Origin of the sequence: Anaeromyxobacter paludicola (genome assembly GCF_023169965.1) — a bacterium.
GTDB classification, from domain to species: Bacteria; Myxococcota; Myxococcia; order Myxococcales; family Anaeromyxobacteraceae; genus Anaeromyxobacter_B; species Anaeromyxobacter_B paludicola.
Genome location: NZ_AP025592.1, coordinates 4,212,089 through 4,226,488, shown reverse-complemented (window position 1 = coordinate 4,226,488; position 14,400 = coordinate 4,212,089). Strand labels below are relative to the sequence as shown.

At 74.9% G+C, this 14,400-nt stretch carries 16 protein-coding genes; 10 read left to right on the top strand and 6 right to left on the bottom strand.

The features are described from left to right. The first annotated feature begins 51 nt into the window (after positions 1-51). Positions 52-825, top strand: coding sequence for an acetoacetate decarboxylase family protein (locus AMPC_RS18805; protein WP_248343077.1), 774 nt, complete (start codon positions 52-54; stop codon positions 823-825). Between the two features lie 87 nt (positions 826-912). After that, a complete protein-coding gene (locus tag AMPC_RS18800) occupies positions 913-3,474 on the top strand; it encodes a DEAD/DEAH box helicase (RefSeq protein WP_248343076.1) in 2,562 nt (853 codons plus the stop codon). Positions 3,475-3,489: 15 nt separating this feature from the next. Here AMPC_RS18800 and AMPC_RS18795 read toward each other — a convergent pair whose 3' ends face one another. Further along, positions 3,490-4,224 carry a hypothetical protein gene (locus AMPC_RS18795; protein WP_248343075.1) on the bottom strand — a complete coding sequence of 245 codons (735 nt, stop codon included), beginning with the start codon at positions 4,222-4,224 and terminating at the stop codon, positions 3,490-3,492. Between the two features lie 94 nt (positions 4,225-4,318). After that, complete coding sequence (locus AMPC_RS18790; RefSeq protein WP_248343074.1) at positions 4,319-4,909, bottom strand: DUF488 domain-containing protein; 591 nt, start codon at positions 4,907-4,909, stop codon at positions 4,319-4,321. Between the two features lie 95 nt (positions 4,910-5,004). On the opposite strand from AMPC_RS18790, the gene AMPC_RS18785 reads away from it, so the two are divergent. Beyond that, complete coding sequence (locus AMPC_RS18785) at positions 5,005-6,066, top strand: AI-2E family transporter (protein ID WP_248343073.1); 1,062 nt, start codon at positions 5,005-5,007, stop codon at positions 6,064-6,066. A 19-nt stretch (positions 6,067-6,085) separates the two neighbouring features. On the opposite strand, the gene AMPC_RS18780 is transcribed toward AMPC_RS18785, so the two are convergent. Then, a complete protein-coding gene (locus tag AMPC_RS18780; RefSeq protein ID WP_263009624.1) occupies positions 6,086-6,775 on the bottom strand; it encodes an HAD family hydrolase in 690 nt (229 codons plus the stop codon). 94 nt (positions 6,776-6,869) lie between these two features. On the opposite strand from AMPC_RS18780, the gene AMPC_RS18775 reads away from it, so the two are divergent. Further along, positions 6,870-7,232 (top strand): hypothetical protein, encoded by a 363-nt coding sequence (locus tag AMPC_RS18775; RefSeq protein ID WP_248343072.1) that lies wholly within the window; start codon positions 6,870-6,872, stop codon positions 7,230-7,232. A 6-nt stretch (positions 7,233-7,238) separates the two neighbouring features. On the opposite strand, the gene AMPC_RS18770 is transcribed toward AMPC_RS18775, so the two are convergent. Next, complete coding sequence (locus AMPC_RS18770; protein WP_248346360.1) at positions 7,239-7,619, bottom strand: peptide chain release factor family protein; 381 nt, start codon at positions 7,617-7,619, stop codon at positions 7,239-7,241. 48 nt (positions 7,620-7,667) lie between these two features. Here AMPC_RS18770 and AMPC_RS18765 point away from each other — a divergent pair, with 48 nt between their 5' ends. Then, positions 7,668-8,834: a zinc-binding dehydrogenase gene (locus tag AMPC_RS18765; protein WP_248343071.1), complete on the top strand. Its 1,167-nt coding sequence runs from the start codon at positions 7,668-7,670 to the stop codon at positions 8,832-8,834. A 24-nt stretch (positions 8,835-8,858) separates the two neighbouring features. Then, entirely contained in the window at positions 8,859-10,049 is a 1,191-nt protein-coding gene (gene kbl, locus AMPC_RS18760) for a glycine C-acetyltransferase (protein ID WP_248343070.1), read from the top strand. A 2-nt stretch (positions 10,050-10,051) separates the two neighbouring features. Here the strand turns inward: kbl and AMPC_RS18755 are convergent, their stop codons facing one another. Beyond that, a complete protein-coding gene (locus AMPC_RS18755) occupies positions 10,052-11,059 on the bottom strand; it encodes a LysR family transcriptional regulator (RefSeq protein ID WP_248343069.1) in 1,008 nt (335 codons plus the stop codon). Positions 11,060-11,121: 62 nt separating this feature from the next. Between AMPC_RS18755 and AMPC_RS18750 the strand changes: the two genes are divergently transcribed. Beyond that, positions 11,122-11,439: a hypothetical protein gene (locus AMPC_RS18750; RefSeq protein ID WP_248343068.1), complete on the top strand. Its 318-nt coding sequence runs from the start codon at positions 11,122-11,124 to the stop codon at positions 11,437-11,439. Continuing rightward, positions 11,436-11,768, top strand: a complete 333-nt coding sequence (locus AMPC_RS18745) for a DUF2917 domain-containing protein (RefSeq protein ID WP_248343067.1) — start codon at positions 11,436-11,438, stop codon at positions 11,766-11,768. Before AMPC_RS18750 ends, AMPC_RS18745 begins: the two co-directional genes overlap by 4 nt. A 93-nt stretch (positions 11,769-11,861) precedes the next feature. Here the strand turns inward: AMPC_RS18745 and AMPC_RS18740 are convergent, their stop codons facing one another. Continuing rightward, complete coding sequence (locus AMPC_RS18740; protein ID WP_248343066.1) at positions 11,862-12,746, bottom strand: alpha/beta fold hydrolase; 885 nt, start codon at positions 12,744-12,746, stop codon at positions 11,862-11,864. Positions 12,747-12,983: 237 nt separating this feature from the next. Here AMPC_RS18740 and ric point away from each other — a divergent pair, with 237 nt between their 5' ends. Together ric and AMPC_RS18730 are read left to right on the top strand one after the other, a co-directional pair. Continuing rightward, positions 12,984-13,664 carry an iron-sulfur cluster repair di-iron protein gene (gene ric / locus AMPC_RS18735; RefSeq protein WP_248343065.1) on the top strand — a complete coding sequence of 227 codons (681 nt, stop codon included), beginning with the start codon at positions 12,984-12,986 and terminating at the stop codon, positions 13,662-13,664. Between the two features lie 66 nt (positions 13,665-13,730). Continuing rightward, positions 13,731-14,399, top strand: a complete 669-nt coding sequence (locus AMPC_RS18730) for an alpha-ketoglutarate-dependent dioxygenase AlkB (RefSeq protein WP_248343064.1) — start codon at positions 13,731-13,733, stop codon at positions 14,397-14,399. Position 14,400: the final 1 nt, after the last annotated feature.

Below are 14,400 nucleotides of genomic sequence, written 5' to 3'. Positions count from 1 at the left end.
GGGCGCGGCCCTCCGCGGCGGTAGGATGTCACCTCCGCCCAGGAGGGCTCCATGCTTCGAGGTCTCACGCCGCCGTTCACGCCCCGCGGGGCGGCCAGCCTGGTCGCCCCCCCTCCCTGGCACTACGCGGGGTGGCTCCTCAACGTCGAGTTCGAGTGCGACCGGGACCGGGCGGCGGCCTTCGTGCCGCGGGAGCTCGGGGCGGCGACCGGCCGGGGCACGGTCCACTTCGCCGACTGGCAGGCCACCACCGACGGCTCGGAGCTGATCGACCCGATCCTCTCGCAGTACCGCGAGACGATCGTCCTGCTCGAGCTCGCCCGCCCCGACGGTCCAGCCGCCAACTTCTGCCCGCTCATCTACGTCGATCAGGACGTGTCGATGCTGCGCGGGCTCCTCCAGGGCTGGCCCAAGAAGTTCGGCAGCACCTGGCTCACCCGCTCGTTGCCGCTCGACCACCCCGCCGCCGCGCCGCTGCGCGCCGGCACGCGGCTGGGGGCGTCGCTGGCAGTGAAGGACCGCCGGCTGGTCGAGGCGCGGCTGGAGCTGACCGGTCGCGAGGGAGCGCCCCTCGGCTTCCTGGCGCGCCCGACCTATGGCACCGTCGGCTGGGCCGACCTGACCGCCCCGGAGCGCCCGCCGGAGCTGCGGTACGTGCGGCCGGCGGTCACCGGCGCCGTGTCGACGGGGTGGAGCGAGGCGCGCGCCGAGCTCACCTTCCTGCCCGACGCGCGCGAGGAGCTCTCGGACCTGGGGCTCATCGGGGCCACCCGGGCGAGCGCCGGCTACGCCGGGGTGACCATCACCGGCGCCACGCCGGCCTGAGGGGTCCGCCAGGACGTCACGAGACCGCCTTCGTGCCCGCGGTCCCGGCCCGTGACCGGCCGGCCCGGATGCGGTACGTACTGCCCGATGCCGCCCCCCTCCACCGCGCCCCTCGCCGCCCGGCTGCCCGCGCCGGGCTCGCCCCCGCTCGCCCAGGACCAGGTCCTCGACGCCTTCGTCTCCTGGGTGACCGAGGCCGGGCTCGCGCTCTACCCGGCGCAGGAGGAGGCGCTCCTGGCCCTCCTCGAGGGCAACCACCTCGTCCTCTCGACCCCGACCGGCTCGGGCAAGTCGCTCGTCGCCACCTTCCTGCACTTCCTCGCGATGTCGCAGGGGCGGCGCTCGTTCTACACCTGCCCCATCAAGGCGCTCGTGAACGAGAAGTTCTTCGCGCTCTGCCAGATCTTCGGCCCGGAGAACGTGGGCATGATGACCGGCGACGCGGCCATCAACCGCGACGCGCCCATCGTCTGCTGCACCGCCGAGATCCTGATGAACCTCGCCGTCCGCGAGGCCCGGCCCTCGGCCGACTACGTGGTGATGGACGAGTTCCACTACTACGCCGACAGGGAGCGCGGCGTGGCCTGGCAGGTGCCGCTCCTCCTGCTCGAGCAGAGCGTGTTCCTGCTCATGAGCGCCACCCTCGGCGACACCTCGAGCATCGAGGAGGGGATCCGCGGGCTCACCGGCCGCGAGGTGGCCCGGGTGAAGAGCGCCGAGCGCCCGGTGCCGCTCTCCTTCGAGTGGCGGGAGACCCCGCTCCACGAGACCATCGAGGAGCTGGTCTCCGCCGGCCGCGCGCCGGTCTACCTCGTCAACTTCACCCAGCGCGCCGCGGCGGAGCAGGCCCAGAACCTCATGAGCGCCAACTTCTCCAGCAAGGAGGAGAAGGAGGCGATCAAGCAGGCCCTGGACGGCGTCCGCTTCGACAGCGCGTACGGCAAGGACTTCCAGCGCTTCCTGCGCCACGGGGTGGGGCTCCACCACGCCGGCCTCCTCCCGCGCTACCGGCTCCTCGTCGAGAAGCTGGCGCAGGGCGGCCTCCTCAAGGTGGTCTCCGGCACCGACACGCTCGGCATGGGCGTGAACATCCCCATCCGCACCGTGCTCTTCACGCAGCTCTGCAAGTTCGACGGCGAGAAGGTGGCCATCCTCTCGGCCCGCGACTTCCACCAGATCGCCGGCCGGGCCGGCCGCAAGGGCTTCGACGAGCAGGGCTGGGTGGTGGCGCAGGCGCCGGAGCACGTGGTCGAGAACAAGCGGCTCGCCGAGAAGCACGCCGTCTCCGGCAAGAAGTTCGTGAAGAAGCAGCCGCCGCAGAAGGGCTACGTCCACTTCGACCAGGCCACCTTCGCGCGGCTGCAGGCGAAGGAGCCCGAGCCGCTCGAGTCGCGCTTCGAGGTCACCTTCCACCTCCTGCTCGGGCTGCTCCAGAGCGAGACCACCCAGCGCGGCGGGGGCTACGGGCGGCTCGTGGAGATGATCGCCCGCTCTCACGGGACCGAGTACGGCAAGGCGAAGCTCCGGCGCACCGCCGCCGAGCGCTTCCGCACGCTCCGGGCCGCGGGGCTGGTGGAGCTGCACCGGGTGGGCGGCGGCTACCGGGGCGCCTTCGTGCGGCCGGCGGCGAGCCTCCAGCGCGACTTCTCCATCCACCACACGCTCTCGCTCTACCTCCTCGACTCGCTCCCGCGCATCGACCCGGCCCGCGAGACCTTCGCCCTCGACGTGCTCTCGCAGGTGGAGTCGATCCTCGAGAACCCCGACGTGGTGCTCTGGAAGCAGCTCGACAAGGCCCGCGGCGACGCGGTCGCGGAGATGAAGGCCAGGGGGATGGAGTACGACGAGCGGATGGCGGAGCTCGAGCGGGTCGAGTACCCGAAGCCCAACGCCGACTTCGTCTACGCCACCTTCAACGAGTTCGCCGCCAAGCACCCCTGGGTCGGCCAGGAGAACATCCGGCCCAAGTCGGTGGCGCGCGAGATGATCGAGCGCTGCGCCACCTTCAACGACTACGTGCGCGAGTACGGCCTGCAGCGGTCGGAGGGCGTGCTCCTGCGCTACCTCACCGACGCCTACAAGACGCTGGTGCAGACCGTCCCGGAGCGCTACCGCGACGAGGCGATGGACGACGCCATCGCCTTCCTGCGCGCCACCGTGCGCGGGGTGGACTCCTCGCTCCTCGACGAGTGGGAGCGGCTGCGCGATCCCGAGGCGGCGGCCCAGCGCCAGGCCGGGCCGGCCCCGTCCCTGCCCGCGCCGAGGCCGCGCGCGCTCGACGCCGACCCGCGCGCCTTCGCCGCCCGCGTCCGGGCCGAGCTGCACCGGCTCCTCGGCGCCCTGGGGCGCAAGAGCTTCGAGGAGGCGGCCCAGGCCCTCTTCGACCCCGAGGGCGCCTGGACGCCGAAGCGGCTCGAGGAGGCGATGGCGCCCTACTTCGCCGCGCACCCGAAGGTGGACCTCACCCCGGCGGCGCGCCGGCCCCACAACACCTTCCTCGAGAAGGGCGCCGACGGGCGCTACGCGGCGGTGCAGCGGATCGTGGACGAGGCGGGCGAGGTGGACTGGGCGCTCCACTGCGAGGTGGACCTCGCGGCGGAGCGGGCCGCCGACGCGCCGCTCGTCGCGCTCGTGCGGATCGGGGAGTGACGGGGGCGGGACGGCTCAGATCCGGCTCGACGCCGACCCGCCCGGCTTGAAGGCGTTGGCGGGGGCGGCCGGCAGGATCTCCACCTGGTCGAGCAGGGTCTCCCCGGTGCGCACCCCGTTGGCGAGGTTCTCCTCCTTGAACGCGAAGAGGAGCCCGTTCACCTTGCGGAAGTCGGAGTAGTCGGTGTCGAAGTAGATGCGCATCCCGCCCGGCAGCGCGCCGGCGCCGGTGGTGTGCAGCACCTGGCCGCTCTCGGGGTCGATCTCGGCCGTGAGCGAGAGCCCGTTGCCGAGGTCCACGGCGACGGCCCGCAGCTTCTTCCCGCCGCGCTCCACCGGGCCGGCGTCGGCCACGCGGTCGGGGGCCTCGGCGAAGACGCGCGGCAGCTCGAGCCGGGCCGCCTGCAGCACCATGGCCGCGAGCTGCATCCCCTCCACCTTCTCGCCCTCGCGCCACCCGGCGGCGCCGTCGAGGACGCGCGCCTCGCCCTTCCCCCCGGGGTAGGTGATGTCCACGCGGAGCCGGCCCGGCGGCGCGAAGGTGCGGACGAGGGCGCCGGCGGCGTTCCCGCGCATGACCGAGGTGACGTGCCCGGTCTCGCGCACCGCCACGGCGCGCTTCAGGGCCTGCGCGCCGCCGTAGGCGTCCACGCACCGGCGCAGCACGCGGGAGAGGTCGTCGGCGCCGCGCGCCGGCGCGGCCAGGCAGAGGGCGAGGGCGGCGGCGGCGGCGACCTGCGGCTTCGACATGGGCTCCTCCCGCCGGACCCGCCGGCGCCCGGGGAGGATCGCACCCCGGCCGCGGGGGGCGCAAGGGCGCGCGGCGATGCGCCCGGCCGGCGGCTCAGCCGGGGTAGAGCACCCGCCGCCCCTCGAGGCGCGCGAACGGCGTGAGCCGGTGCGGCCGGGTGCGGCCCCGCCCGACGATGTGCTGCACCACCACGCCGCGCGCGAAGAGCGCGTCGGCGATGAGCGAGCGGTGGCAGCGCCAGGGGACCGCCTCCGCGCAGAGGAGCGCCACCGGCCCCTCGGCGGCGAGCGCGCGCAGCTCGGTGAGCCCCTCCTCGAACCCGGGCGTCAGCATGTAGTCGGCGTAGCCCCGGAAGCTGGCGTTGCGCCAGGCGCCGTTGGGCGAGTCCTTGCGGGCGTGGCGCAGCCCGCCGAGCCTGGAGAGGTGGACGTAGCCGATCCCGGCCTCGGCCAGCCCCGCCGCGAGCGCGGGCCCCTCGAACTGCGGGTTGGCCCGCGACCGCGGGATGGTGCGCACGTCGGCGAGGGTCCGGACGCCGGCGGCGCGGAGCAGCGCCACGAGCTCGGCGAGCGGCCGGGTGGAGTGGCCGACCGCGAGGACGCGGGCCTTGCCCCAGCCGGGCGCCGCCCGCGGGCGGGCCGCCGGCGCGCCGGTCGAGGCCTGCACCGCGGGCGCCCGCGCCATGCCCGGTACTTGCCGCGGGCCGCCCGGGCGCGCCACCGGCCCGGCATCCCTGGCGGGCCGGCGAGCCCGTGGGCAAGCTTCTGCCGGGGGGGCCCGTGCCCGAGACGATCTCGCGCAACTCGCTCGTGACCGAGCGCTCGCTCGCCATCCTGGCCATCGGCGCGGTGCTCGGCTTCTGCTGGCTGGCGCGCGAGCTGCTCCTGCCGACGGTGCTGGCCCTCTTCCTCGCCTTCACCCTGCAGCCCCTCGTCGCCTGGCTGGAGGCGCACCGGATCCCGCGGCCGCTCGCGGCGCTGCTGGGGACGCTCCTCGCGACCCTCGTCGTGGCGGTGATCGCCGCGCTCCTCTACGACCGGATCTCCTCCTTCGTGCAGGAGCTGCCCGGGTACGAGGACCGGATCCGGGCCGCGACCCAGGCGCTCTTCCGGCGCTACACGCACCTGCGCGCCCAGTCGGACCAGCTCGCCGCGACGAAGCCGCAGCCCGGCACGGTGAAGGTGCAGGAGAGCGTGCCGCTCGGGCAGCTGCTGCTCGGCACCGCCCAGGGGGCGCTCGCCGCGGCGGCCGCGGTGACGCTCGCGGTCTTCGTCCTCTACTTCGCCCTCGCCGAGGGGCCCCGCTACCGGCGCAAGCTGCTCGAGCAGGCCGGCGAGACGGCGGGGGGGCGCGAGCGGCTCGCGGCGGCGCTGGCCGAGATCCAGCGCGACCTCTCCTCGTACCTCGTGAACCGGATCGTGCTGAACGCCATCCTGGGGGCGGTGATGGCGGGCGTGTACGCGCTCTACGGGCTCGAGCACGCGGTGGTCTGGGGGCTCACCACCGCCCTGCTCCACTTCGTCCCCTACGTCGGCCCGGCGCTCGGCATCGTGCTGCCGAGCGCGATGGCGCTCCTGCAGTACGGGACGGCCGGGCACGTGCTCGCCGTGGCCGGCATCTACACGGCGCTGGTCGGGCTGCAGGGGAACGTGGTGGACCCGATCTTCCTCGGGAAGCAGCTCCGGCTCAACTCGCTGGCGGTGTTCCTGGGGTCCATCTTCTGGTTCTGGATCTGGGGGCCGGTCGGGCTCTTCCTGGCGGTCCCGCTCCTCTCCACCCTCCGGATCGCCTGCAGCCACATCCCGCGCGCCCGGTTCGTGGCGGCCTTCCTGGCGGAGTGAGCGCGGGACCCGGGGCCGCTCAGGCTCCCGGCTGCGCCGGCGCCTCGTCGAGCGCGAGCGGGGAGCCGTCGAGCCGCTCGAGGAGGTCCGACGGGTCCCGGTACAGCGCCACGCACCCCGCGGCGCGCAGGTCGTCCGGGTCGAAGCCCCCGCAGAGCAGCCCCACGGTGGGCACGCCGGCGCGCCCGGCCGCCAGGGCGTCGTAGGGGCTGTCCCCCACCGCCATGGCGCGCCGGGCCGGGACGCCGAGCCGGCGCAGGCAGGCGAGGAACACGTCCGGGCAGGGCTTCGAGTGGCCCACGTCGTCGGCGCTCGTCGCGAGGTCGAGGAGATCCCTCACGCCGAGGACCCCGACGTAGACGGCGAGGTCGTCCTTGTTGCTCGAGCTCGCGAGCGCGATCCGCGCCCCGAGCCGGCGCAGCCGCTGGAAGAGCTGGCGCACCCGCGGGAGCGGGCGGACGAGCGGCAGGTACTCGCGCCGGAAGCGCTCGGCCCGCCACGCCTCGAGCTCCTCCCCGTAGTCCTCGATCTCCTCCGAGGAGAGGAAGACCGGCATGAGCTGGTCGCCGCCCTTGCCGATCTGGGAGCGGACCGACTCGTAGGGCAGGTCGTGACCGAAGCGGAGGAACGCCTCCCGCCAGGCCTCCGCGTGGAGGTCGACGCTGTCCACGAGCGTCCCGTCCACGTCGAAGAGGCCGGCGGCCACCATCCTGGGAACGTGGACGGCCCGGCGGCCCGGCGCAACCGAGCGCCCCGCCCGCGGCTGTTGACACCACCCCCTCGGCAGGCGCATCACGTGCCCCATGCTCGAGAGTTGGAAGTCCCGCGGGGGCAAGCGCTGGCCCCGCGGCCAGCGGTTCAGCCTCACCCCCGCCGGCCGCGCGGCCGCGGAGGCCTACGATGACGCGGTGCGCCACGCCCGCGCGCAGGGGCGGGACACCCTCGAGGCGGCGCAGCGCGCCTGGGCCGAGCCGCTCGCGCTCCAGCCGGCGGACGGCGTGGTGCTCGCGGAGCTGCGGCCGGGGCGCAAGGGAGTGCAGGAGCTGGCGCGCGGGCTCGAGGACTGCGGGGTCGCGCTGGCCGAGGTCCGGAGCGCCGTGGACCGGCTCACCGACGCGGGGCTGGCGGAGCCGGCCACCAGCGCGTCGCAGCAGCCGGCGCTGTAGACCGCCTCAGTCGCCGCGCTCGCGCCGGGCGGCCTTCTTCTCCGAGACGATCCGCTTGCCGGCGAGCCGCCGCTCGCGCGACCCGCGCGTGGGCCGGGTGGCCCGCCGGGGGCGCGGCACGTGCGACAGGGCCTGGAGCCGCTCGCGCAGCCGGACCAGCGCCGCCGCCCGGTTCTGCGGCTGGCTGCGCCGCTCGGTCGCGGTCACGGTGACCCCGGTCGGCCGGTGCACCAGCCGCACGCCGCTCTCGGTCTTGTTCCGGTGCTGGCCGCCCGGCCCGCTCGCGACGAAGAAGGTCTCCTCGCACTCGGCGAGGAGCGCCTCCCCGGGCAGCGCCAGGGCGCGCCGCGCCGCGGCGCGGATCGCCGGATCGACCTGGGGCTCCATGCTCACGGAGAGTAGCCCGGGGCGGGCGCCCCCGCTAGATTGCCGGCCATGAGCGACTCCATGTGGGCGCTGGTCTTCGATCGTTCGAAGGACGCCTGGTCCACCTCGCGCGGGCTGCGCAAGCAGCAGGTGCCGCGCCCCCGCCTCGACGTCTCGAAGGACTACCGCGACGCCGGCGAGGTGATCGTGAAGACCCGCTTCGCCGGGTTCTGCGGGTCGGACCGGGGCATCTGGTTCCGCCGCGCCTTCGGGGACATGATCGCGGAGTCGCTCGACCGGGAGCAGAAGGACGTCCGCGTGGTGGGGCACGAGCTCCTCGGCGAGGTGGTCGAGGCCGGGCCCGAGGCCGAGCGCGACTACGGCTACAAGCCGGGGGACGTGGTCTCGACCGAGAGCCACATCATCTGCAACACCTGCTACCAGTGCCGGATCGGCGACAACCACGTCTGCGAGACGGCGCGCATCATCGGCATCAGCCACGACGGCTGCTTCGCCGAGTACGTGAAGCTCCCGGCCCAGACCCTCTGGCCCACCGACCTGCGCAAGATCCGGCCGGAGGTGGCGGCGCTGCAGGAGCCGTTCGGCAACGCCGTGCACGCCTGCACCAAGGTGAACCTGCGCGGCAAGTCGGTCGCGATCATCGGCTGCGGCACCATCGGCCTCTTCGCGGTGGCGGTGGCGCGGGCGCTCGGGGCCCGGCAGGTCATCGGGGTCGAGCCGATGCCCACGCACATCCGCATGGCCCGCGCGCTCGGCGCCGACGCGGTGGTGGAGCCCTCGCAGCAGACCGAGAGCTCCTACGTCCACGACGCCGCCATCACCGAGCAGGTGCTCGCGCTCACCGGCGGCGTCGGGGTGGACGTGGCCATGGAGATGTCGGGCTCGAACGCGGCGCTCAACACCGCCCTCTCGGCGGTGCGGCGCGGCGGGCACGTCATCATGTTCGGCCTCAAGAGCGGCGACGCGGTCATCGAGCAGATCGACCGGGTCATCGTCGAGGGCATCACGCTCCACTCGGTGGTGGGGCGGCGCATCTTCGAGACCTGGCACATCACCCGGAACCTGCTCGAGTCGCGCGAGCCGAACCTGCAGGACCTGGTCTGGAAGGTGATCCTCGACGAGGGGCGCGGTACGGTGCTCCCGTTCTCCGAATACGAGCCGGGCCGGTTCGAGGAGGCCATCAAGGTGCACCCGAAGGTGCTCCTCCGCTTCTGAGCCGGCCCGAGAGCGAGCGACGCCATGAACGAAGAGGCCAGCGCGATCTTCCGGTCCCAGCTCGACGCCATCCGGGCGGCCGGCACCTGGAAGGAGGAGCGGATCCTCGCCTCGCCGCAGGGGGCGGCCATCCAGGTGGGCGGGCGCGAGGTGCTGAACTTCTGCGCCAACAACTACCTCGGGCTCTCCTCCCACCCCGCGGTGCTCGCCGGGGCGCGGCGGGCGCTCGACGAGCGCGGGTTCGGCCTCTCCAGCGTCCGCTTCATCTGCGGCACCCAGGACCTGCACAAGGAGCTCGAGGCGCGGCTGGCCCGCTTCTTCGGCTTCGAGGAGGCGATCCTCTTCGGCTCCTGCTTCGACGCCAACGGCGGCGTCTTCGAGGCCCTCCTCGGCGAGGAGGACGCCATCGTCTCCGACGCGCTCAACCACGCCTCGCTCATCGACGGCATCCGGCTCTGCAAGGCGGAGCGCCACCGCTACCCGTCGGGCGACCTCGCCGAGGCGGAGCGGCTGCTCCGGGCGACGCAGGGCAAGCGGCTCCGGGTGGTGGCGACCGACGGCGTCTTCTCCATGGACGGCCACCTCGCGCCGCTCGACCGGCTCGCCGACCTCTGCCAGCGCCACCGCGCCCTCCTGCTCGTGGACGACTCCCACGCGTCGGGCTTCGTGGGGCGCACCGGCCGCGGCACGGCCGAGCACCTCGGGGTGCAGGGCCGGGTGGACATCCTCACCTCCACGCTCGGCAAGGCGCTCGGCGGCGCCGCGGGCGGGTTCGTGGCGGCGCGCCGCGAGGTGGTGGAGCTCCTGCGGCAGCGGGCCCGCCCCTACCTCTTCTCGAACACCCTCGCCCCCGCCATCGCGGGCGGCAGCCTCGCGGCGCTGGGGCTGCTCGAGGAGAGCACCGCCCTGCGCGACCGGCTGATGGAGAACGCCCGCCGCTTCCGCGACGGGATGACCGCCGCCGGCTTCGCGGTGCCGCCCGGCTTCCACCCCATCGTGCCCATCATGCTGGGCGAGGCCCGGCTCGCGGTGGCGATGGCGAAGGACCTGCTCGACGAGGGGATCTACGTCATCGGCTTCAGCTACCCGGTGGTGCCGCAGGGGCAGGCCCGCATCCGCGTGCAGCTCTCGGCCGCGCACACCGAGGCGCAGGTGGACCGCGCGGTGGCGGCCTTCGCCGCGGTGGGCCGGCGCCACGGGGTGCTGAAGGCCTGAGCTCAGGCGAGCGAGGCCCGCGCCCGGACCACGAGCTCGTCCACCCACTCGATGACCGCCCGCACCCGCGGGGTGCGGCGCAGGTCTCCGTGCACGAGCAGCCAGAGCTCGTGGTCGGGCGGCTGCGGCCCCTCGAGCCGCACCAGCCCCGGCTCGAGCTCGGCCACGAACCGCGGCAGCACCGCCACCCCCACCCCGATGCGCGCCGCCGCCACCAGCGAGGCGGTGCTGTTGCAGCGGAACACCACCTGGCGCTCCGGCGCCACGCGCCCGAGCCACCGCTCCTGCGGCGTGCTCGCGAGGCTGTCCTCGAAGCCGACGAACGGGTCCTGGGCGAAGTCCACCGTCCCGCGCCGGCCCGCCGGGGAACCCCGGGCCGCGTAGAGCCGGTAGCCCACGTCGGAGAGCTTGCGGGTGACGAGCCCCGCGTCCCGGGGGCGGCCCATCCGCAGGGCGAGGTCGGCCTCGCGCCGGGTGAGGTCGAAGGTCCGCTGGTCGGCGACCACCTCGACCACCAGCCCGGGGTGGCGCTCGCGCAGCGCCGGCAGGCCGGGGACGAGCAGGTAGGCCGAGAGGTGGAAGGCGGTGGTGAGCCGCACCGTGCCGCTGGGCGAGCGATCGCGGGCCTCGGCGTGGCGGGCCAGCGCGAGCACGTCCTCCTCGACGCGCGAGGCCAGCTCCGCGAGGTCCTGGCCGGCCGCCGTGCAGCACCAGCCCTGCGGGCCGCGCTCGAACAGCGGGAGCCCGAGCTCCGCCTCGAGCGCCGCCACCCGGCGCGCCACCGTGTTGCGGTCCACGCCGAGCCGCTGCGCCGCGCGGGCGTGGCTGCCGGTGCGGGTCAGCTCGAGGAAGAAGCGCAGGTTGCCCCAGTCGAGGCCGCGCTCGCGCGCGGAGGGCAAGCTCGCGGCGGCGGGGGCGCGTTCCTGCGCGGGGGCGGCGCGCGCTCGCGCCCGGGCGCGTTCTTGCGCGGGGTCGGCGCTCGCCTGCGCCTTCAACGGGCTCTTCGCCATCGGTAGCTTCCTCCTCGCAGTGAGCGCGATCCGCCGGCGGCGCCGGCGAAAGGAGACGGACGATGACCTCGCGAGTCGGGACCCTGGTTGCAGCGCCCGGGTGGGGCGCGCCGGAGCGGGCGCTCCTCGCGGAGCGGTCGCGCGGCGAGGCGGCGCGAACGCCGGCCGCGTGGCGCCCCCGCGGCGCGAGGCGGGACGCCGGAGCGGCGGCCGTCCTCCTCGGCGGCTGGATCCTCGCGACCGCCTTCTTCGTGCTCGGCGTGGCCGCGCCGGCGGCGCGCCTGGGCGCGCCCACCGCGGCGGCGCTCGAGGGCGGGACCCCGTCCGCGCCGGGCCTCGCCTGCGTCGTGAACCCTGGAGCCGAGAGGAGCCTGCCGTGAGCACTGGAACGTGGACGGACGTGGAGCTGGAGACGAGGGGCCGCGAGGCGCGGCCGGGATCGCTCGCGAGGGTGCTCGGCTGGGCGCGGGCCGGCGGGCGCGCCGCGCAGCGGGCGGAGGTCCGGCGCGAGCTGCGCCGCGACGCCACCTGGCGGCTCCAGCCCGGCGCGGGGGCGCGGGTGCGCTGCGAGTCGGGCGAGCTCCTCGTCACCCAGGCCGGCGACCCGCGCGATCACGTGCTCCAGGCCGGTCAGGAGGTCCGGCTGCGCTCCCGCGGGCTGGTGGTCGCCTGGGCGCTCGCCGACTCGGTGCTGATCGCGGGCGCGTGAGGGGTCTCGGGCCGCAGCCGGCCGGCGCGAGGCCGACGAGGATGCGCGCCGCCTGGGCCAACGACCGCTCCGGCGGCCCGGCGGCCCGCTGGCTCACGCCGGCGGCGGGGCCGGGAGCTCCCCGGCTCGAAGCGGCCTGCGCTCGCAGTGCTCCATGAACTCGGCGACCACCTCGGCGAAGCGCTCGGGGAACTCGGCGTGAGGGAAGTGCCCGGCGCCCTCGAAGATCTCGAGGCGGCTTCCGGAGATGGCCTCGTGCGCGGCGCGGCCGTGGCTCAGGGGGATGATGGGATCGCGGTCGCCCCAGACGATGAGGGTCGGCAGCCCGGCCGTGAGAGGGAGCCGGTCACTCGCGCTCACCACCTGCCCGCCGTACCCGACCACCGACCGCAGCTCGCGCACGAAGGCGCGTCGCGACTCGGGGTCCGCGAGCGAGGTGTAGGCCTGCCAGCCCTCGTGGATGCGGGGCGAGCGGATCCCCTGGTCCCGGATCCACGCCAGGAGCGCGTTGCCCCGGTCGCGAACGAACGCCGGGGCGATGAGCGGCAGGAGGAGCTCGGCCCCAGGCAGGGCCAGCAGGCGGAGCGCGGCGTTGAGCTCGCGCCCGAGCCCTCCGCTCGACACGAGGATCATGGCCTGGCAGATCTCCGGGTGCTGGTAGGCGAGCTGCATGGCGATGCCGCCGCCCAGGGAGTGCCCGGCGACCGTCACCCGCGGTATCCCCAGGCTTCCCAGCAGATCGCGAAGCATCGCCGCGTGGGCGCCCAGCGAGTAATCCCCCTCCGGCTTGTCCGAGGCCCCGTGGCCGAGCAGGTCCGGCGCCAGCACCCGGTGCCTGGACGCGAGCCGCTTCATGGCCTCGAGCCAGGTGGCCGACGTCCCAGCGATGCCATGGACGAGCAGGAGGGTGGGCCCCTCCCCTTCGAGCAGGTAGGCGAGCTGGTGGCCGTTGATCGATCGCTGTTTCAGCTCGAACATGCAACTCCCCGTCGAGGGAACGGCGCCGCCCCTCGCGACCGGGTCTTACTGCCGCCTTCGCCCGGCCGCCGGGGAGTCTTGGTCCGCCGGCCGCACACACCCAAAAGCCGTTGCGCCCCGCAACCGCCATTCGGTGACGCAACGGGATTTCGGTGAGCCCGCCGGGTCGCCCTCGCGCTTCTCCGCGGCGGCACGCGGGATTCCACTCGCGGCACGCCCGCTGCACAGGGACTTCCCATGACCATGATCGACCGGAACGAGACCATCGCCCAGATCGTCACCGCGCACCCGGCGGCGGCGCGCGTCTTCCAGAAGCACGGACTCGACTACTGCTGCCACGGGAACGTGAAGCTCCCGGAGGCCTGCGAGCCCAGGGGGCTCGACCCCGAGCGGCTCTTCGGCGAGGTCGAGGCGGCGCTCTCCGCGAGCGACGCTCCCGCGGAGGACCCGCGCACCCTCTCCACGCCGGCGCTGCTCGCCCGCATCATCGACCGGCACCACGGCTACCTCCGGCGCACGCTGCCGTACGTGGCGCCCATCTCGGCCAAGGTGGCCAAGGTGCACGGCGCGCACGACCCGCGGCTCGTCGAGGTGGACCGCGCCTTCACCGAGCTCTCGGCCGCCCTCCTGCCCCACCTCGACGAGGAGGAGCAGGTGCTCTTCCCGGCGCTGGCGTCGCGCGCCCCCGACCCGGCGCTGCTCGCCCGCGAGCTCGACAAGATGATGACCGACCACCTCGCGGTCGGCGACCTCCTCGCGCGCATCCGGACGCTGACCGACGACTTCACCCTCCCGGAGTGGGGCTGCAACACCTACCGCGTCCTCCTGTCCGAGCTCGACGCCATCGAGGCCGACACCCTCGCGCACGTGCACCTCGAGAATCACGTGCTGATGCCCCGCTTCGTGCCGGGGAACTAGGCGCCGGGGGGAGGCCGGGGCGGGGCGCCGCGGCGCGGCGGCAGGCGCGCGGTTATCGCCCCCGGCATGACCGACGACCTGGGCTTCCAGCCCACCCTCTTCGACGGCGGCGCCCCCGGCTTCGACCGGAGCTTCGCCGGGCTGCGCCGGATCGCGCTCGACGAGGCGTCGTGGGTGGACCACGCGCCGGGCTGGGTCTCGGGCTCCGACCGGCTCTTCCTCGAGGTGCTGCGCGCCTGCCGCTGGGACCAGCGCTCCCGCTGGATGTACGAGCGCGAGCTGGCCGAGCCGCGCCTCACCGCGCCCTGGGAGCTCTCCTCCGGCGCGCCGCTCCTCCCGCCGCTCGTGGACGAGATGCGCCGCTGCCTCTCGGCGCGCTACGGCGTCCTCTTCGACTCGGCCGGCTTCAACCTCTACCGCGATGGGCGCGACGGCGTGGCCTGGCACGCCGACCGGATCCGCCCGGAGGTGGCGGCGCCCGTCGTCGTGCTCGTCTCGCTGGGCGAGCCGCGGAGGTTCCTGCTGCGGCCCCGGGGCGGCGGCCGCTCGCTGGCCTTCCGGCTCGGCCGCGGCGACCTCCTCGTCACCGGCGGCGAGGCGCAGCGGGCCTGGGAGCACGCGGTGCCGAAGGTGGCGCGCGCCGGGCCGCGCGTCAGCATCGCCTTCCGGCACGGCCTCGACCCGAGCGTCTACGGGCGCCCCATCCCGCCGCCGGCGCCAGGGGACGCCCCCTGAC